Origin of the sequence: Nesterenkonia lacusekhoensis (assembly GCF_017876395.1) — a bacterium.
GTDB lineage: Bacteria > Actinomycetota > Actinomycetes > Actinomycetales > Micrococcaceae > Nesterenkonia > Nesterenkonia lacusekhoensis.
The window spans coordinates 1-19056 of the sequence record NZ_JAGINX010000002.1 but is presented as its reverse complement, the minus strand read 5'-3'; the positions used below and the strand labels follow the sequence as shown (position 1 = coordinate 19056).

Genomic DNA, 19056 nt, shown 5'->3' with positions numbered 1-19056 from the left:
CACTTTCAACTCTCTAGGAGCCTGACATGACCGAACAGAACACCACCCCCGACACCCAGGACACTGGCGCGCTGAAGCCCGACCTGGACGCCTTCAACCTCGAAGAATGGCTCGCCACCGGCAACGCCGGCCGCTCCCGGGAGACCGTCACCATCTACCGTGACCCGTCCCTTCTGGAGGAGGCCCGCAAGGTCGCCAAGGAGATCAACCAGCTGCAGGCCCAGGACACGGGAGAACCGGACCCGGACGCGACCATGGGTGACGCTGACCCGCTCCTGGAGCTGCAGCAGCGCCACGACGAGCTGGAGGAGAAGGTCCGGGCCTCGAAGGCTGAGGTGGAGGTCACCGCGCTGTCTGACGCTGAGCATGAGGAGATCGAGGAGACCTTCAAGCAGCGGTACCCGGGGGAGAAGCGGAAGTACACCGAGACGGTGAAGGGCACCGCCCTGGTCCTGGCGCAGGCCGCCACCATCAACGGGAAGAAGCTGACCGCCGACCAGTGGCGGCAGCTCGCAGAAGGGCCCCTGGCCGGCGGGCAGTGGGCTCAGCTGAAGCAGGCGTACCTGGTGGCGCAGAACAAGACGCCCCGTGTTGATAGCCCTTTCTCACGGAATGGCTCGCGTCCCCGCACGGAGGTGTAGGGCTACTGGCCTGTGAGGCCTCCCAGGAGTGGGGTCGGGTCCCCTCTGATTTCATGGTCGCTGACCCGGGGGCAGTGGAGGGTGATCTTCGGGGCCGGAACTTGCGTCTGATGATGGCGTACACGGTGCATAAGCGTGGGCTGTGCCCGAAGTGCGGCTACCCGCGCAGTGTGTGCCGGTCTGGTGGGTCATTCCAGGCTCAGCGGGAGGTGTGTCACGCCTCCGCGGTGGTGGAGGAGAAGCAGGAGCAGGCGCAGAAGTCCAGCATCCCGGATCACGGTGTGATGTGGATGCCGGTGAAGCAGTCGGCGGCCACGGACATGGACCCGGACGTGATCAACCTGCCGCCAGGCATGTTCGACTAGGGGTTGGGGTCTAACTTGCCCAAGGCTGACTCTTGCATCACCCAGTGAGCGGTTTCTAGTTGATCATCAGACAAGCTGAGTACAGCATGATGCTCAGTCCAAGCGATGCCTTTCCCCTCATTGACAGCAGTCTCGAAGCTGTCCTGAATCAACGCCTCTGACGAGTCGAATCCGATATATCCGTCGTAGTAGATGAACGTCCCGTCTGCGTCGCCGCAGTCGATCCAGTGGAAGTCGTCATGATCAACGGATTCGTGAGATTCCGCCTCATCTGACGGGCATTCGAGCCCATTGCGAACCAAAAGTTCTCGCATGGTCGCGGAATCGCTAGCAGCCTCTACAGACCACGGAAGCTCAGGCTCGACGCCCTCCATGGAGTTTTCCTCAGTGGCTGCCTCGGTGGTCTTCATGTCCCGTGTAGAGCCATCAACTTCCGTGCCCTGACTACTCGGCGCCGTGCCACTGTCTGCGCAGCCAATAAGCAGCAGTGCACTACCGGCCACGATCCCCGTCCTCTGCAAGTGATTCATATTCAACAGCATATCGAGGAGGTCCGACATGGCCCGTGACGTGAGAGTCAGGCTGTCCGCAGAGATCCAGGCGTACCTGTCTGCCATGCAGCAGGCCGAGCAGGCCGCTACCCGTGTCGCTGACGCGGCGGACCGACTCGGGGACATCAGCATATCGGCGGACACCAGCGTCGCCTCCGACCTGGACCAGGCCGCCTCCAGTGCGGACAGTGCCGCCTCCTCCATGGAGAACGCATCCGGGTCCGCGGAGAGCATGGCCGGCGGTATGGACTCTGCGTCTGCTGCCGCCCAGGATGCCTCTGCCGGCATCGAGTCTGCCGGGGCATCAGCCGAGACTGCCTCGGCTGGTCTGTCCAGCGTGGGGGCACAGTCTCAGGCTGCGACTGCGGACATGCTGGCCGCATCGGCCGGAGCCCAGCAGTTCGAGGGAACGCTGGCCACGGTGGGCGCCCAGTCGCAGACCGCGGCAGGGGCCATGCAAGATGCCTCCGCTGCCATGCAGGCTCACGGGTCCATCGCTCAGCAGGCATCCGCCGGAATCGACGGACTGTCCTCCTCCTTCGCCTCCGGGATGTCTTACTCCACCGGATTCTCTGGTGCGCTGACTAGCCTTGGGCAGGGGTTCGCCAACGCCCAGCAGCACGGTGCCGAGCTGCTAGGGACAGCTGAGGCCAATGCATCAGCATTCCACCAGATGGGTGGGGCCATGGCTATCGCGGGCGGTGGACTGTCCGCGCTGATGGGGAACGTCATCCAGACGGGCATCGAGTACAACACGCTGCAGCAGGTAGCAGGTCGTGCGCTCGAGACCATGGCAGGCTCCGCAGAGGCCGCCGCCGCCCAGATGGAGCAGCTGCACGCGTTCGCTGACGAGTCCCCGTTCGCCCGTGACACCTGGATCACCGCCCAGCAGCAGCTCATGGCCTTCGGCATGGAAGCCGAGCGTGTCGTCCCCACGCTTGAGGGTGTCCAGAACGCTGTGGCCGCCATCGGTGGCGGTGACGCCGAGATCATGCAGCTGGTGGACATCCTCGGCCAGGTCGAGGGCCAGGGCCGTATCACTGGCCGGGAGCTCCAGCGTCTGGGGCAGATGGGCATCAACGCCGCCGACCTGATCGGTGACGCCATGGGCGTCTCCGGCAACCAGATCCGAGAGCAGATCACCGCCGGCGCCCTGGATGCTGAGACCGCGATTGATGCTCTCACCACGGGCATGATGAACCAGTTCGATGGTGCTGCAGAGGGTCTGCGCGACACCATGGAAGGCTCCCTGGACCGCATCCGGGCCCGTATCCGTGACATCGGATCCATCATCGCCACACCCTTGGTGTCCCCGGACGGTGGAGGATTCCTGGTCGAAGCTATCAACCAGGCCGCGGACTTCGGGTCCGCTCTGCTGGAACTGCCGGACCCGCTACTGCAGGTCGCAGGCCTGGGCGCAGCGGCAGCAGGAGGCATCACAGTGTTCGGCGGCGCCCTCGTGGCCGCGCTCCCGCATCTGCGCACCATGGCCTCCAACGCTGGCACGGCTTGGACTGCCCTGGCCAACTTCGCCACTGGCGGCGCAGGCATCGCTGGAGGGCTGCGTCGTATCGGCATCGCCGCCGGTATCGCGGCCGTAGCCCTGGGCGGCATGGCCGTGGTCAACCACCTGGAGGAAAACCTGCGCGAAGGAGCGATCAGCTCCGGGGAGCTAGAGAACGGACTCCGCCGCGCTGCCGACGCCGGGAAAGTCATGAACGACCAGTTCGCCCACCTGGACGGTAGCGACCACCTGCTGGGCACACTGGTGCGTTCACGTGAAGGCGTGGACGACATGGTGGGCGCGTTCGATGAGCTCAGTGGCGCAACGCTTGAAGTGGGAGACCGCACAGGGTTCGTTCAGGACAAGCTCTATGGCCTCACCAGCGACATTCCGCTCGTCGGTGACGCGGTTCGTTTCTTCGCCTCTGACATGGCAGATGCTGAGGATGCCATCGCCCAGACAGATGACGCGCTGGCGAACATGGCCGCCAGCGGCAGCATAGACACTGCCGTCGAAGCCATGAGCAACTACGCGGACGAGCTGCACGCCGCCGGATACTCCAGCGATGAGATCGTCAACAAGTTCCCGGAGCTGGAATCAGCCCTCTACGACTACGCCGGTAGCCTCGGTGTCTCTGTCGACGAGACCGAGATGCTTCGGTGGATGCTCCAAGGAATCGTCCCCGATGCTGTCGGCGCGGCCGAGGCATCGAACGATCTGGCCGATGGGATGGAGAGCGTCGCAGGGATCACTTCAGAGGTTGAAGGCGGCCTCTCCACCACTGGGGCGCTCATGGGCGAACTGGCCGAACAAGCAGACATCGCAGCGTCCGCACTCGGAGAGATCGTGGACGCCTATACCCGCCTGGGTATCATCCAGCTGGACGCCAGTGAGGCTCTGATGAGCTACAACGAGGCTCTTTGGGACCTCGATGACGCCATCGAGGATAACGGCAACACCATGGACCGCTCCACCCAGGCGGGCATCGATAACCACCGGGCCTTCCGTGCCCTCGGGGAAGAGTCGTGGGCACTCGCAGAGGCCAACCTGGCTGCCGGAGACTCTGCTGAGTCTGTGGCTGATGGCCTCCAGTCCACCTATGATCACCTGGTCACGACGGCTGAGCAGATGGGATACTCCGAAGAGCAGGCACACGATTACGCGGCCGCGTTCATGCAGATCCCGGAAGAGCACCGAACTGACGTGGAGGCGTACTTCGAGGACTTCGCCTCGGACGGGGTGGACGCCCTGAACATCAAGCTGGAGAACATTCCAGAGATGAAGCAGGTGAGAATCGATGTGGATGGTTCCGGCGCCACTGAGACTGTGGAGCTGACACAGGCGCAGATTGATGAGATCCAGGATAAGACTGTCGGCGTCTATGCCACCGACGAGGGGACCGTCCTGGAGGTGCAGGGCGCTATCGATGGTGTCACTGATGGCGACGCCATGGTGCTCGTTGACGATGAGGGAACCGTGCAGGAGGTCCAGGCCGAGATCCTCGGTGTCTCGAACGGGCAGGCTACGGTCGCAGTGGACGACGGTAACACCGTCAACATCGTGCAGTGGGACATCGACAACATCCGGGACGGGTCCGCCACGGTTACTGCTAGCGCGAACACCTACGGAGCAGAGACTGACCTGAACCACACCGCCCGGAACCGTACGACGACGATCACCGCGACCTTCGGCGGTCTCGTCAATCAGGGCGGTTTCGGCTCGGGGGCCGGGAGTCCCTTCATCAACCGGGCCCATGGCGGCCGGGCCGGTGTCGGCACTGGCCTGGCGGCGTACGCCTCCGGTGGCCGGCTGCCGTCCACGGGCCTGGGCACTGACCAGATCCTGGGGCTGAACCGGGCTGGCCAGCCGACAGCGTGGGTGGATGACCGTGAGTGGATCATCAACCGGCGCAGCAGCGACAAGTACGACGGGCTGCTGCAGGCGGTCAACCAGGACGACCCTTACGGCATCCGGCGGTACGCCGCCCAGCTGTCCGGGTACGCCGCCGGTGGCCGCAACGGCTACCAGGGGCAGGTGCGCGAGTTCGCCCAGCCGTCGGCGCCGCGTCCCGCAGTGGACACCCGCGCCCTCGCCGCCGCCATGCAAGGCCAGGGCGGCACCCACAACCAAGTCACCATTCACGCGATCAACAACCCCCGTGGGGTGCCCACAGAGCAGTCCGTGAAGGACGCACTGGAGTACCCGGCCGCACTGGGTGGAGGGAGCTTCGGATGAGCACAGGACTCCACTCTGGGGAGAAGGTCACCCTGCACCTGCAGGGCGTGAACCTCGACGACGACCGGTGGGAGAACCCGGCGTCCAAGTTCCACACCTGGCGTGATGGGGTGTGGGAGCTGCTGTCGGGCACTGAGGTGCTGCCCCGGTACTCCGGGGGCCGTGTGACCAGCTGGAACATCCCGGGTGGCCAGGGGGAGCGACGTAGCGCGCTGATGCCTCTGGCTGCCCGGCTGATCCCGATCCGGATCAAGTTCTATCCGATCTGCGCGGATCCGCAGGACCCCCGCTATCAGCAGTGGGGGAGGGACCCGCAGGAGCGGGCCCTGTTCCTGCGGCAGAACATCTCGGAGTTCATGCGGCGGGTCCAGGTGGGCCGCCAGATGGTTGACGGGAATCTGCGCCTGGACCGCACAGTCGGCGGCTCGGGAAAGCAGTCGTGTGCGGTCTACTTCGAGTCCGACTGGGATCAGCAGGACGCGCCGACCTTCGCTCACAGCACCCTCACCATCGTGGCCCGCAACCCGGCGGGCACGTGGTTCGGGGACTGGGAGTATGTGGACGTCGGTCTGCTGGAGCCGGGCCGGACGACGGCTGTGAATGTGCCGATGGGTGATGCCCCGGTGGAGGACGCCCGTGTCGCGGTCCGTCCCGCACAGGAGCCCGCCCGGGACGGTGCGAACTGGTACCGGTTCACGAACCTCGGCGGCGTCGGTTTCGTTGCTTCGATGCTGACCCCGTGGGCTCGCTGGTGGATCTTCCGCACCTTCGAGAACCGGGCGGGCCGTCCTACCGACAACACGACCCGGGACTGGGATATCGATACCCCGTACGAGCAACACATGTACTCCCACGGCAGGCGGCAAGGCACCGCCCTGCTGATCACCCCCGGCATCCCAGGGGATGGTCGGGCGGTCGGCCGGGTCAACGTCCGTGTGGGCTCCCCGGCGTACGTGATGATCGCCGTCCGCCCCAAGTACTTCTAGGAGGCCCGAATGTCTGCACAGATTCTGGAAGGCAACCAAGACCACGGGCTTAGACTGCGGCTGGTGGAGCCTGGCCAGTACGGTGCCCGCTCCTATCGGGGCGAGGTCGTGGATGTCTTCGACGCCAGCGTGTCCTTCAACTCGGAGGGTGAGCCCGGGGTGCTGGATATCCGCACCTACAAGGACTCCGCCGGTGCGGCGAGTCTGCAGGGCGACTATGAGATCCAGGTGGAGATGTGGGATCAACGCGACCTGGAGTACAAGCCGCTGGATGATGGTCGGTTCATCGTGGACACCTACGAGGAGGACCGGGTGGAAGAGACTAACCTCATCCATTACCGGTGCCCGAACGCGCTGATGCTGTTGGACAAGGTGAAGATCGGCCTGGCCCCGAACGCCAGGAACCTGAACCGGGCCTATGACATTGCCCAGGAGCGACTGCGTGAGGTCCAGGGACCCTATGAGCGGGCGCTGGAACGCTTCGAGGAGCTGGCCACCTGGGTGCGACGACGCCACGGCCTGGGCGGCAAGAATTACGCCTACTACGGGGTCTACTGGATCTCGAATACCCGCAACGTCCCGCACGGGTCGCTGGCGTCCAACGCCTCCCACGACGGCCGTCTGTACTACTACCACCGGCCCAGCGACACGTGGCGAGCCCTGTCCATGTCCGCCTGGCCCCGCAATAAAGAGCGGCTGACGGAGCTGGGCGTCGAGGTCGCGAACCTCCGCCACCGGTACAACAGTGCGCGGGACCGGTTCGACAAGGCCGAGCGCGCCGCTCGGGAGACCTCGGTGGGTGGGCGCCGGTTCTTCTACAACTCCAGCCCGGGCCGCACCCTGGCCACGTTGTGGGCTGAGGGTATCCGCCGGGATGAGGCCGAGGGCTTCGAGTCACCCCGGTGGGATGTGCTGAAGGGTCGTCAGCGTACCTTCAGCAACGCCCGGGACAGCGCCGGGGTTCTGTGGCCAGCGGAGTCCCGTACGAATCACGACTTCCCGCTGGGCGGTTCCCTGCTGCAGGTGCTGCTGGACTTCCGGGAGCGCGGCCTGATCGACTTCAAGACGTCGTTCTCCCGGCTGCACATCACCCGGGCCGGTGGCCTGGAGGTCGACCAGTCCGACCGGGTGAACCTGCTGCTGGGCCGGGACCTAACCTCTGCGAATCAGCGCGGATCCAGGTTCCAGCACTACAGCGTGGCCATGGTCCTCGACGGCACCGGCTACGCTCACCGGCTCCCATACCAGGCCGGGGGAGACTCGTCCCGGACAGCCTGGGGCTTCTGGGAAGGAACGATCAGTGAGCCGGAGGCAGAGACCAGGGATCAGGCACGATCTCTGACCCACCGGGAACGGCAGGCCGCCCAGCGCCGGTTCAAGATCGAAGAGACCCTGGGCGTCACCCTCGGCCCGTCGAGCGCTATCCCGATGGTGGACTACCAGCCGGGCCACTGGATCAGCGTCTGGGACCACGAGGGCGAACGGTCACGCCGGCGGGTCAATCAGATCGTTCTGAGCTGGTCCCCGGATGAGCCGGTCACCGCCGTGGTCACCCTGGACGAGCGGTTCCAGCGGAGCGCGACCAGCTTCGCCCGGACCATGTCCAAGACCGTCGGCGGTGTGGATCACCTCCAGGGTCATGTGCCCCGTGATCCGGCGCTGGAGCCGCCGCTGTCTACCACTGAGCCGTACTTCGCGCCGACACTCACGGGGATCAGCAGCAGCGTCAGGTTCACCTCCGACGGGTCGCCCGTGGTGGTGCTCCGGCCAGAGTTTGCCGACCCGGGGCTCCCGGAGCCGGAGGACCCAGACACCTACGACGAAGGCTCCCTACCGGACGAGGAGACAGACCCAGGGGATGACGGATTCATCCCGGATCCAGATGACTCCGATGACCCCGCCCCGGTGGGGTAGCGGCCACCTTCAATCAGTTATACAGATAGGAGTCCAGCGTGTCGGATATCCGCGATATGGACGGCCTCACCCCCGAAGAGGAACCGGTCGACGAGGTAGTAGAGGGGGAGGTCCTCTCCGGTGAGGCCGGGCCCTCCGACGGGTACGAATCTACGGCCCCCGACCGCCCCGAGCGGGTGGGGTCCTGGTCCGAGGTAGACCCGGACTATGTGGATCTCATCGACGAGGACGAGGAGGCCGAGGACGTCCCGGAGGAGGAGCTGGACGAGCTGGAGCCGGTCGAAGGAGACGAGACTGGCAGGCAGGGGCCCTACTGGGTGTCTTACGAGCTGTGGGGCCGGGACCTGAACCGGAACGCGCCGTGGAGGATCCTCGGTACAGAGGACTTCGACGGTGAGGCCGAGCTGACCGTCGACGACCTCCCCGCCGGGACCACCATGGAGTTCCGGGTGCGGCTGGTGGACAACAACGGACGCCACAGCGCCTACAGCGTCACCGTGCCGTACCAGACCCCGGTGGATATGACCCCGCCTCCGCCTCCGGTCGGCATCGGGGCCCGTAATGAGATGGGCCTGGTGCTGCTGGAGTGGGGCGGGGAGCTCTCTGACCCCACTCCGGTGGACATGAGCCATGTCCAGTTCTATGGGCGGCAGATGCACCCTGCCGGGGACCCGAATGGGGAACCGGGGGACCCGCGGCGTCTGGACCACCTCACTGAGGCGGGGTCGAGGACGACTATCGCCCTGCCGGACCGGATCCCACACGAGATCTGGGCCACCGCGGTGGACACCACCGGCAACGAATCCTTGTGGTCGGCGATTGTGACGGTGACCCCGGAGCGGCCTGCGGACACAGAGCAGATGCGCGCTGATCTGGATGAGGCTCAGCAGCGGATCGACCAGGCACAGGATGATATTGATGCGGCGATGGGCCGGGTCGGCGAGATTGCTGATGAGTGGGATGAGGTTGATTTCCCGCAGCTCAAGGCTGACCTGGAGGCCGCAGAGCAAGCAGTCAGTGAGGCTGAGTCTCGCCTGGATGCTGCTGAGCAGGATGTCGCTGCCTCTCAGGCTGACCTGGCCGATCTGCGGGAGAATCGTCTGCCTGCGCTGGATAGTGCCCTTGATGGGATTGAGTCGGCGGTCGCGGATTATGACCGGCGGATCACCAATGCTCAGAGCGCGGCAGATCAGGCGCAGGCTACGGGGCAGCATCTTGAGGGCGAGGTTCTGCCTGCCCTGGATGGCCGACTGTCCGATAATGAGCGGGACCTGGAGGCCGCTGAGGGAACCCTGTCGGAGACCCGCCTTGGCATGGAGAACCTTCGGGATGTGCGACTGCCTGGTCTGGAGTCTGATCTTGCTTCCGGGCTTGAGGATGCCAACGAGTGGCGCGATGTTGGCGCGATTAGTGCGACCAGTGTTCGCATTGGTGACTTCGAGAACCTGCTCAATTATGAACACATTGAAGAACTCCGCTACCAGGGGTTTGATTCTGCGTTCTGGTCCGCAATCACGGGCGGGGCTACAGGGTGGATGGGCTACCCTGGACAACTCAATGCCTCGAATGCCGTACGGTTCCAGGCGTCGAACTGGGTTCAAGGCACCACCTCCCGGCTAAGCTTTGACGGCCCTAGCGGGATGGGGATCAGTACGGAGGCCGGGGAGGAGTTTAGCCTCACTGCGCGTGGATGGGTGTCTGCCGCAGCATCCGGGTACTTGTTCCTGCAAGTTCGGTACGCTCAGGAAGACGGCACATACGTTGACCGCGACACAGTCGGGACATGGTCTAGTGGGGACAACTCATTCGCGTGGAAAGTCCCAGACAACACCAGTATCCGTCGAATGACCTTGGAGTTCACGGCGTCATCTGCGATGCCTGATGGCGGCGGCAACGCTCACTTTGCCGGGTTCCGATACAGGAGGCGACTCTCAGGGAAACTGCTGATTGACGGCACTGTCGGTGCGGACCAGATCATTGCGAATGAGGTCGCTGGTGCAGTCGGTCAATTCTTGGAGCTGACTGCGGACCAGATTGACACCGAGGGCCTGGCCGCACACCTGGCGACGATCATTGAGCTGGATGCTGGGCAGATCACTAGCGGCAGTATCGACACGTCACGACTCAATGCTGAAGAGGTCGCCGGTGCGGTCGCCAACTTCCTCACCCTGGACGCTCTGGAAATCAATGTCGAGCAGCTGGCCGGTGAGATTGCCAACATCATCGAGGTCACCGCCGAATCCATCGCGGCGGGTGCTATCAGCGCCCGGCACATGGCTATCGCTGACACTGAGAACCTGATGCCACAGGAGGCCATCGAAGACCTTGCCGCCAACGGTGACAACACCAGACCGTGGACCCGTGTTCGCGGCGACACGAACCGGTGGCGCACCATCCCCGGCCAGGGCCGGGGTATGCGCGCTATCCGTATCGATGATGGCACCGAATCTCACGAGCGCACCACAGTAGAGTACGCTCCAGGTTCAGGTCTGGGCATCCCCATGTCACCCAACGACAGTTTCAAGCTGACCTTCTACGGGTGGGGTGGAGGGTCGGGTGTGGCACCAACTGTGTCCTTCCTGGTGCGTGACGCTGATGGCTCGTTCATTGGCCGCGCCGATTCTGTGTCTATTCAGTCTGGATGGCACGAGTATGCGCTAGAGATCCACAACACTGATGAGCAGTTACGGTATCTGCGGGTCGAGTTTGACGTCTCAGCAGGTGTCGCCATGCGCGGCCACTGGCAGGACTTCAAGCTCCGGCACATGGAGAACGGCGAGCTGATCGTCGATGGTGCGGTGCGTGCCCGGCACATTATCGCCGATGAGATTGCCGCCGCAGTCGGTGAGTTCCTTGAACTGCACGCATCTCAGATCACCGCAGGGACTATCGACGCGGATCGACTGAACGTGGCTGAACTAGCGGTGGCCATCGCCTCCATAGTCCAGCTCAATGCCGACCGGATCACCACCGGGCAGCTCTCGGCGTCGCGGATCGATATTGACAGCCTGTTCGCAGACTCGGCGTTCGTCAACACCCTGCGCTCACGTGTGATCGAGGCAATCCAGCTCACCACAGAGCGGATCATCACTGGGGACATCATCGCCACCGGCACTATCGATGTCGAGCACCTGAATGTCACCGAACAGATGACCGCCGAAATCGGACAGTTCCTGACGGTGAATGCTGACATGATCGCGGCAAACGCTATCGACTCTATGACGATCAACTCTGCCCGCATTGTGGGTGGAGAGATTGAGGGCACCACGTTCACCGGCGGAGAGTTCAGGACATCCCCCGACTGGCCTTCCAGCGGTGGCGCGGTCATGCGCCAGGACGGGGCTAACGGAAACTTCGTCGCGGCTGATGACTCGGGAAGGACCGTTGCGCGCCTGGGTGGCGCGCGGAATGAGCTGGCATATCTGGCGATCACGGGCGATCTTCGCATGGGATCGCGCTCGGCAGAGGGCGGCCTAGTCCCAGACCGGGGGCGACTTCGTGTTCAGGGGCGGATGCCGTTCGACGATGGCACGGCGCGGGACATGTTCGTGTACGGGCTTTCCCCCGGATTCAAGTTTAGCCCGGCCGAAGGGGCACTCGAGCGGTGGGATGTCGTTTACCCGGAGCCGCGCCCTAGCTCTAACTCCGGCCCGGTGATGACGCCTTTGCCGAACGACCCGCGGCGGCATCTGTCTGTGAACACAGTTGGTATCGGTCCGTCAGGTTTCGGAGCAATTTTCATGTCCTTGTATGCGGACCCCCTTGCGGCAGACACGTTCCGCTGTCGCTACGTGTCTTTCTGGAGAGGCTGACCTATGAAGATTACTTATGATGATGAGTCTCGCTCATTCCTTGTGGACTTGCAGAAGCCGGACGATGAGGAGGGTGTGCGTGGCGTTGCGGTGCCGCTTCAGGCGGTCGCGTCATGGTCCGAACTGCTGGGATACGACGACCTAGCCGACTGCCTAGACGCGATCATAGACGCACGGGTGAACGCGAAGGAGCCGGAGTCATGCCCGGTAACGGGGTATAACGACGTGTGGACAGCGCCCTACGAGATGCTGCGGGAGAGAGAGGAGAAACGGGAGCGGGAGTACCTGAAGGCTCAGGCCGAAGGTAAGACCGCTGACGACCCGCGTTCGCCTCTCCTCCGTAGCACTCTGGCGGCGTTCCATGCTTTGCCCCGTGATGAGCGGGGAGTGTGCGCACTGGACCAGGCTCGGGAAGCATCCTGTGAAGCGCTGGGCGTCCCTAAACCGAAGCGTACCCCGTCGCTCGTGCGTCGCACCGTCGTCACACGTGTAGATAAAGAGGCGGGGGAGATGAAGATTTCCGCGCCCACCTGTGAAGAAGAATCACAGTGCGACCGCGATGGGTTCCTGTGCAAAGAGGACCGGGCAAAGTGCGTACAGGTGCTACGTGAACACGCTCTAGATATCGCGTATCGGGAGACACGGTTCCAGCATTCACAGACCAGCATCGAGCTTGACCCCCTCGAACCGCACCTAGCAGTAACCGCAGATGATGAGCAGCCCCAGCCGAACAAGTCGCCGGAAGAGATGGCGCGTGAGCGGTACATGAGTGGAGGTGATCAGGATGCCTAACAGCCTGACCACAATGAGGAGGGGCGATGAGTAAGCCACGCGCACCACTCGGGCTAGTATCGAGGGTCTGGGCGTTCATCGAGGAGCCGAAGTCGGTCACACTGGTCCAAGCAGTCGGGGTCTACACCACCGCAATCATCTTCGGCGCGCTCTCATTCCTGCACCCGCCCCGCACCACGTCGGTGATCCTCGGTGACTTCCTGGTCACCAGTATCTCCTCGCTGATGATCTTCGCCGGTGCGGTAGGTGTGATCACCAGCATCACTGGCTGGTGGTGGATAGAGCGGCCGCTCGCCGTAGGGTTCCTATTCGTCGCCGGATGCCTCTACCTCTATAGCGTCGTCGAGGCCCAAGTCCTCAGCGACGGGAACAGGTGGCTACAGATCGGGTTCATCGTCATCGCCCTCGGAGGGCTGGCCGCAAGGTGGCTGAGAATCCGGAAAGCGAACTACGACCCCGTGACCTAGGAGGAGGAGGGCTCTCATGGGGGAAGAGAATCCTCTGATCTACCTACTCGGCGGCGGATCACTCTCACTACTGCTGACCGCGTTCATCAAAGGCGCGTGGGACTGGCTCAAAGGCCGACACGAGCGAGAAAGAGCCCAGGCTAAGGACCGCCGAGACACCATCGCCGCCTTGAAGCAGGAGGTCCGGGACGCTGAGGCTGAGGCCGATGAGGTTCGGGCAGAGTCCATCCGCCACCAGCGCCGAACCGCACTGTACTGGGAGTACGCCTACCGACTGAGACAGCACACGATTGTCACCTACCAGGCTGACCCAGACAGCCTGCCGCCCTGGCCTGAAGGCCACTGACCACACCAACTGACCCCCCGCTCCATATGGACGGGGGTTTCTCATGCCCTGAAGGAGGAGCCTATGGGGAAGCACATGGTCCATGACGACATCCCTATCGAGCTTGACGACGACGTAGACACATCGCTACTGGACGCAGACCCCGACGACAAGGACAGCGGCCTGGACCTGGAGAAGGTTCACGCCGAAGAGCTGACTGAAGCAGAGGAGGTGGAGGCATGAGCACGATCATCTCCCGAGCCTCCTGGGGCGCTCGATTCCAGGACGGCTACGGTAATCGCCCGGTCGGAAGGCTGGCCGTGTATGGTCATCACAGTGTGACAGGGCATAGTGGTGCGAATGCCACCTTCGCCCAGGACTGTGCCGCCGTCCGCACCGTCGAGGCCGTCGGCCAGGCCACCTACGGCGTGGGTATGTCCTACACCTTCCTGATCCCGCCGTCTGGCCGCATCTTCCAGGGTGTGAGCATCGGCCGTGTCTCCGCCCACACGCTGAACCGCAACACCGGCGGCGCGGCGATCTGCTTCATCGGCAACTACGAGCGCGAATCCCTGACTGCCGCACAGGTCGCGGCCACTGCTTGGCTCCTGGACTATGGGCGCAAGCAGGGCTGGTGGACCACCGACCGCTTCACCGCGCTGCACCGCGATGTCTTCGCCACGGCCTGTTCCGGCAAGAACTCGGTCGGCCCGCTCCGCGCTGTCCGGGCCGACAGCGGCGCAGCCCCGGCCACCACCAAGCCGAAGAACAACCTGACCGGTTTCCTCCGCGCCACCCGCGACACCGAGCTTCGTAGCGGCCCTCTGTCCACGCACAAGAAGGTCCGGGACGTGAAGGAGGGCGAGCTGCTGATCGGCTCCGGCCAGGACTCGCAGTGGTGGACCGGCGTGGGCGACCTGTGGGTGCCCAAGTCTGCGGTGCGGAAGGTCAAGAACGGCGGGTCGAATGACGTCCTGCATCATGGCCAGTGGCCCGACCGGGACCTCCCGCTGACCAACGACCGCTCCCGCGAGTTCTTCCTGGCCTGGGAAGACCTGCTACGACGCACCGGTGATTGGAACGACCGGGATGGCAGCGTGCACGCCGCGATCAAGCGCTGGCTACGTGGTGCGTGGAACCCTGCCGCGAAGTCCGGCAAGGGCTACGGCGTCGGCTGGGGAAAGAAGCGGACCGGGAAGTACGGGCGTGGCCTGAAGCGCGCCCTCCGGGACCGAGGCTTCTTCTCCGGCGACGTGTCCAACGGCGCGTGGACCGATGAGCTCACCCGCGCTGAGAAAGCATTCCTCAATGACCAGCGACGGCACCTGAAGCCCCAGCCGCCCAGCGCACACGCTAAGACACGTGGATACGACGGAAAGGTCTACTGATCATGGCCCAGAAGAAGCACACTCTCGCTAAGGTGCCCCGCGCCGTGCTGTACGCGGTCGGCGGCGCAGCAATCCTCGCTCTGGTGGCCGCGGTCATCGCAGAGCTCTACGCGCCCGGCAGCATCCAGCGAGTTCGGGAAGCTACCGAGATCGCCGTGACCGAGTTCGGCGTGATCCTGACAGCCGTGGCCGCCCTGGTGCCGCCGGTGCTCGCACTGCTGAACCTCACCGACGACGAGCCGGCCAACCCGCTGGACGAGTACGACCCGGAAGAGGTCATCGACCAACCATGACCCGGGTACGCTCCCAGTGTGGAGCGCGCACGAAGAAGCCGCCCCACCTTGCTGCTGCAGGGTGGGGCGGCTCTTTTCGTGTCGCTCGGGGTTGCTACTCTTGCTGCTCGACAGTCACAGTCCAAGAGTCGTAGTTCGCTGCAGACACATCCAGGTAGAAACTACCGGTCTGGTAGAACATCGTCTCGCCAGACTCAGACCCGCTGATCATCTGCTCAGGGATCCCGCCATCCTCTGCGAGGGTTTCACCTTCGCTCACCACGTAGATAGCGCCGAGCCCAAAGCCTTCTGCCATACCGCCAGACTCGTTGAACTCATAGGTGATCCGCGCATCGCCCTCAACCTCGAAGACCTCCCCGCGCTGGTCGCCCGTCCCCGAGAGAGAAGCAACCTCGACCCACTCACCGGTAGGTTCCTCAGCAGGTTCCTCTGCCTCCTGAGCCACCTCCTCTTCGATTTCCTCTACCTCGGCGTCGTCTTCACCGGCCTCTTCGGCCGCCTCCTCGACCTGCTCTTCAACATCCTCGCGCTCCTCTTCCTCATCCATGGCGGACATGAAGGCTCCGAACAGGACGACACCTGCGAGAGAGACGATGAATCCGAACGCGCCAGTGATGACGCCAGCGATGCCCTGCCCGCGGCCCCTACGCTTGACAAGCGCGATGACGCCAAGGACTACGGCAACGGGGCCAAGCGCAAGACTCAGGAGTCCGATGACCGGAATAAATGCAAATACCAATGCAACGATGCCGAGCACCATTGCGGTGATGCCGATTCCCTTCTTCGGCGGCTCGGGTGCGGGTGCGTACCCTCCGTACGGCTGGTATCCCGGTGCGGGATAGGTAGGTTCGGTCACAGCTTCCCCCTTCAAGATGTGAGCAATTGTGTGCGCTCATGACAGATGCAAGCGACGTGGGGCAGTACGCTCGGCTCGTATACGACCCCTGCGTCGTGTCAGGGATTCTAGCCCCTAACGTCCAGCTGGCGGGGAGGAAGTCTCGAGCAAGAAGGCGGGCCTGGATTTCTGGCAGACTAGAAGGTTTCCTGGTGATCCCGCTGCTCCGCGTACATCCGCTGGATGTACTCATCAACCTTGGTGTCTTCGATGCGCCACTGACCGCGGCCTCCGATCTGGATGCCCTCGAGCTCGCCAGACTTCAGCAGGCTGCGGATCTGGGCCTCTGAGGTGGCGAAGGCCTCGGCGACTTCGGGGATCGTGTAGAAGCGGCGCATGGCTATGATCCTATCTGGGCGGGGCGCGACAGCTGGGACTCTTCGCCCTGATCATCGCGGTCATCGCAGAGATCTGCGCTCCGGGCAGCATCCAGCGAGTCCGCCAGGCGACCGAGATCGCCGTGGCCGAGTTCGGCGTGATCCTGACAGCCGTGGCCGCCCTGGTGCCGCCGGTGCTCGCACTGCTGAACCTCGACGTGCACAGAAGGGCCCCACTGCCTCGACGAGGCAGTGGGGCCCTTCTTCTTGTCGGCCAGCTAGGTGGTTACGAGACCCGGGTTGGACCAACCATTGACTTGATTAATGACTCCGTCGCCAGATACGGACGAACTTGCGTCCATTAGGCTGCGAAGCCGTCTAGCAGCTTCTGCTGCACGCGCTACAGTCGATGGTCCCCAGCTGAACTTCTGGGCCATCTCTTGGACGGGGAGGGAAGGAACTCGACCGAGAACCTCGATGCCGACGAGTCGGTCGGAAGAGTCCATGTCAAGAACGATACTTTCTGAGTACTCAAGAGTACGAGCAACCTCGCCGCCCGAGACCTTGGCATAGCCAACTCCAAAGTTAGCGTCAAAGTAAGTGGTGTCTTCTGGGTGCATGTCTTCCTCTCCGGAGGCTACGCGGGGTATGCCTTCGTTGTCTTGTGAGTTTACAGCTACTCGTCCCGGTAGTACACCGTGATGACTTGCACGTTGCCATCCGGTGCCGTGTCCTCGATTGCCGGCTGTGTGACAACGCACAGCGAGCCCCGCTCTAGACTCAAGGTGTACACGCGCCGCATCGGATGGTCCGGGCTCGGGAACGACACACCGCGCTTGTGCTCATAGAGGACCTGGGAGACTTCGCTCCACGATATGTTGCGCTGGCTCATCCGCCGTTTGCAGTGAGGGATAGGAACCAGATTCATCGTGCCGCCGCGAGGCCGTCGGATGCGAGATCGTTCACTGAGAAGTAGAGAGTCCGGGCCTGCTCCTCCCCGAGGACGATGTCGACCCTGTGTAATCCCGCCACGTCGATGCCCAAAGGAATGCCTACTGCGAATATGATGCCAACTCGACCCCGGTAGGGGTGCACGGCACTTTTGGGGTCGAGGGACGTCTCAAGCTGAATCCTGTCGCTGGCGTCATCTGGGCCGACTCGCAAGCTGAGGGGGAATGGGTCGCCGGCTTCTTTCGCCCGGATTCTGCCCGCGACATACAGCATGAACTGCGCTGGAACTTGCGGGACGTCAATTTGAGTAAAACTGGCCCCGATGGCGGTCAGACTATTTCCCTCAGCGCGGGCATACTCTGCGAGGAATGCGTAGTCGAGGTCCGGTTGAAGTTCGGTGGAATCCATGACTGCGATCCTACTGGCCACAGCCCGAGATTGGCCCTCTCCTCGCCTCAAGGTCGCCGGAGGCACGACAGCTAGGACTCCTCGCTGCGCAGCAGAGCCATGTATCGAGGGTGGCCGGCGGCCACGGCGGTGCGCACATTGGAGATCGCGCTGTACATGCGGCCCAGGTCTCGGGAGATCTGCCCCATCGTAAGGTCCTTCCTCAGTACGTACAGGATCTCCTTACCTGACCACCGGCCGCCGTGCGCGTGTGCTGTCTCGCGGCTCCGCTCATTGCGCCGTGCCAGGTACTGCCGTGTCGCCTCTGCGCATTCGTCACAGTCACAGCCGCGCTGGTACGTGCCGGTTAGCCCGTGATCGGCCGGTTCGAATGCTTGCAGGGTTCGGGCGCGCTCGGCGCGCTTGTACTCTCGCCGGGCAGCGGGTGTTCACTCAGCCCGCCACTTCGACGCCCACCGCATGGCCACAAAGGCGTCCCGGCCTAGTCGTTCCACTGCGGCGACCTGCTGGCCACGCGACCGACCCTCACGGACGGGCAGGACTCCGGTGGGCTCCATGGTTCCCCAGTGCAGCTGCAGCCCTTCCCGCATGACCAGCTCCCTGGCAAGGCCCCATAGGTAGGCGCAGTGCCGCCGGTCAGGTGAGCCGAATGCTGATGTGTGCGCGTCGATCATCGTTCGGTAGATCCTGGTGGCCTCCGGCTCGACGGGCTCGTCATAGGTGCTCATCGGCGACTTCCCAGCCGTGCTCCTCCACGGCCAGGTCCAGGGTCAGCACCTCGCCGGTGTCGACGTCTCTGGCTTCGACGTGCCACATGTCCCGCTCGAAGATCGCCGCCGTCGTGCCACGCTCGGCACGGCGGGTCAGTTCCCACCATGAGCGGCGGCCGATCCACGGGATCGGCTTCCGGATCACAGTCAGGCGCCGGCCGCCCCAGATGAGCCGGCGTGGGCTGCCGTCGTCGGCGCAGGCGACACGGACTGCTGCAGGGGTCTGGGTGGTGAGCATGGCTTAAGCATCCTTCGAAAGTATGTTCGACTCAAGTGATGCAGGTCAGCCTAGGGTCGGGCACCGACACGGAGGAGGGGCGGGCCCCTCGGAGGCATCCTGACAGTTTCAGGAGGACCCCTCGCAACGGACCCATTCAGACCCACAGGGACGATTCGAACCCGCGTAATCTTGCGTGATACTGTGTCGGTTCAGCGGTCGTGC

The 19056-nt window shown here is 63.8% G+C and carries 20 protein-coding genes; 12 read left to right on the top strand and 8 right to left on the bottom strand.

Annotated features, from left to right (window positions below):
* Positions 1–26: 26 nt before the first annotated feature.
* Complete coding sequence (locus JOF45_RS12920) at positions 27–641, top strand: hypothetical protein (protein ID WP_210051517.1); 615 nt, start codon at positions 27–29, stop codon at positions 639–641.
* 209 nt (positions 642–850) lie between these two features.
* Entirely contained in the window at positions 851–1006 is a 156-nt protein-coding gene (locus JOF45_RS12915; RefSeq protein ID WP_210051516.1) for a hypothetical protein, read from the top strand.
* On the opposite strand, the gene JOF45_RS12910 is transcribed toward JOF45_RS12915, so the two are convergent.
* A complete protein-coding gene (locus tag JOF45_RS12910; protein WP_210051515.1) occupies positions 1003–1416 on the bottom strand; it encodes a hypothetical protein in 414 nt (137 codons plus the stop codon). The genes JOF45_RS12915 and JOF45_RS12910 overlap by 4 nt on opposite strands.
* A gap of 148 nt (positions 1417–1564) precedes the next feature.
* Between JOF45_RS12910 and JOF45_RS12905 the strand changes: the two genes are divergently transcribed.
* The 10 genes from JOF45_RS12905 to JOF45_RS12860 all read left to right on the top strand — a co-directional run bounded on the left by JOF45_RS12905 (position 1565) and on the right by JOF45_RS12860 (position 15273).
* A complete protein-coding gene (locus JOF45_RS12905) occupies positions 1565–5296 on the top strand; it encodes a tape measure protein (RefSeq protein ID WP_210051514.1) in 3732 nt (1243 codons plus the stop codon).
* Entirely contained in the window at positions 5293–6282 is a 990-nt protein-coding gene (locus JOF45_RS12900) for a hypothetical protein (protein WP_210051513.1), read from the top strand. The genes JOF45_RS12905 and JOF45_RS12900 overlap by 4 nt, the downstream gene beginning before the upstream one ends.
* A 9-nt stretch (positions 6283–6291) precedes the next feature.
* Positions 6292–8196, top strand: coding sequence for a hypothetical protein (locus JOF45_RS12895; RefSeq protein ID WP_210051512.1), 1905 nt, complete (start codon positions 6292–6294; stop codon positions 8194–8196).
* A 38-nt stretch (positions 8197–8234) separates the two neighbouring features.
* Positions 8235–12008: a phage tail protein gene (locus JOF45_RS12890; protein ID WP_210051511.1), complete on the top strand. Its 3774-nt coding sequence runs from the start codon at positions 8235–8237 to the stop codon at positions 12006–12008.
* Positions 12009–12011: 3 nt separating this feature from the next.
* Positions 12012–12800 (top strand): hypothetical protein, encoded by a 789-nt coding sequence (locus JOF45_RS12885; RefSeq protein WP_210051509.1) that lies wholly within the window; start codon positions 12012–12014, stop codon positions 12798–12800.
* A gap of 26 nt (positions 12801–12826) precedes the next feature.
* Complete coding sequence (locus JOF45_RS12880) at positions 12827–13267, top strand: hypothetical protein (protein WP_210051508.1); 441 nt, start codon at positions 12827–12829, stop codon at positions 13265–13267.
* 16 nt (positions 13268–13283) lie between these two features.
* A complete protein-coding gene (locus tag JOF45_RS12875; RefSeq protein ID WP_210051507.1) occupies positions 13284–13613 on the top strand; it encodes a hypothetical protein in 330 nt (109 codons plus the stop codon).
* 63 nt (positions 13614–13676) lie between these two features.
* Positions 13677–13835, top strand: a complete 159-nt coding sequence (locus JOF45_RS12870) for a hypothetical protein (RefSeq protein WP_210051506.1) — start codon at positions 13677–13679, stop codon at positions 13833–13835.
* Positions 13832–14980 carry a peptidoglycan recognition protein family protein gene (locus JOF45_RS12865; RefSeq protein ID WP_210051505.1) on the top strand — a complete coding sequence of 383 codons (1149 nt, stop codon included), beginning with the start codon at positions 13832–13834 and terminating at the stop codon, positions 14978–14980. Before JOF45_RS12870 ends, JOF45_RS12865 begins: the two co-directional genes overlap by 4 nt.
* A gap of 2 nt (positions 14981–14982) precedes the next feature.
* A complete protein-coding gene (locus JOF45_RS12860) occupies positions 14983–15273 on the top strand; it encodes a hypothetical protein (RefSeq protein WP_210051504.1) in 291 nt (96 codons plus the stop codon).
* Between the two features lie 94 nt (positions 15274–15367).
* Here the strand turns inward: JOF45_RS12860 and JOF45_RS12855 are convergent, their stop codons facing one another.
* The 7 genes from JOF45_RS12855 to JOF45_RS12825 form a co-directional block, all read right to left on the bottom strand.
* Positions 15368–16129 (bottom strand): DUF4190 domain-containing protein, encoded by a 762-nt coding sequence (locus JOF45_RS12855; RefSeq protein ID WP_210051503.1) that lies wholly within the window; start codon positions 16127–16129, stop codon positions 15368–15370.
* 176 nt (positions 16130–16305) lie between these two features.
* The gene (locus JOF45_RS12850) at positions 16306–16506 is read right to left on the bottom strand and encodes a helix-turn-helix domain-containing protein (protein ID WP_210051502.1); all 201 of its coding nucleotides are present in this window, start codon (positions 16504–16506) and stop codon (positions 16306–16308) included.
* Positions 16507–16763: 257 nt separating this feature from the next.
* Positions 16764–17105 carry a DUF2283 domain-containing protein gene (locus tag JOF45_RS13820; RefSeq protein ID WP_210051500.1) on the bottom strand — a complete coding sequence of 114 codons (342 nt, stop codon included), beginning with the start codon at positions 17103–17105 and terminating at the stop codon, positions 16764–16766.
* A 56-nt stretch (positions 17106–17161) separates the two neighbouring features.
* Positions 17162–17377 carry a hypothetical protein gene (locus JOF45_RS12840; RefSeq protein ID WP_210051499.1) on the bottom strand — a complete coding sequence of 72 codons (216 nt, stop codon included), beginning with the start codon at positions 17375–17377 and terminating at the stop codon, positions 17162–17164.
* Positions 17378–17409: 32 nt separating this feature from the next.
* On the bottom strand, positions 17410–17844 hold the full coding sequence (locus tag JOF45_RS12835) for a DUF6941 family protein (RefSeq protein WP_210051498.1): 435 nt from the start codon (positions 17842–17844) through the stop codon (positions 17410–17412).
* Between the two features lie 428 nt (positions 17845–18272).
* Complete coding sequence (locus JOF45_RS12830; RefSeq protein WP_210051497.1) at positions 18273–18572, bottom strand: hypothetical protein; 300 nt, start codon at positions 18570–18572, stop codon at positions 18273–18275.
* Complete coding sequence (locus JOF45_RS12825) at positions 18559–18852, bottom strand: DUF6504 family protein (protein WP_210051496.1); 294 nt, start codon at positions 18850–18852, stop codon at positions 18559–18561. Before JOF45_RS12825 ends, JOF45_RS12830 begins: the two co-directional genes overlap by 14 nt.
* Positions 18853–19056: the final 204 nt, after the last annotated feature.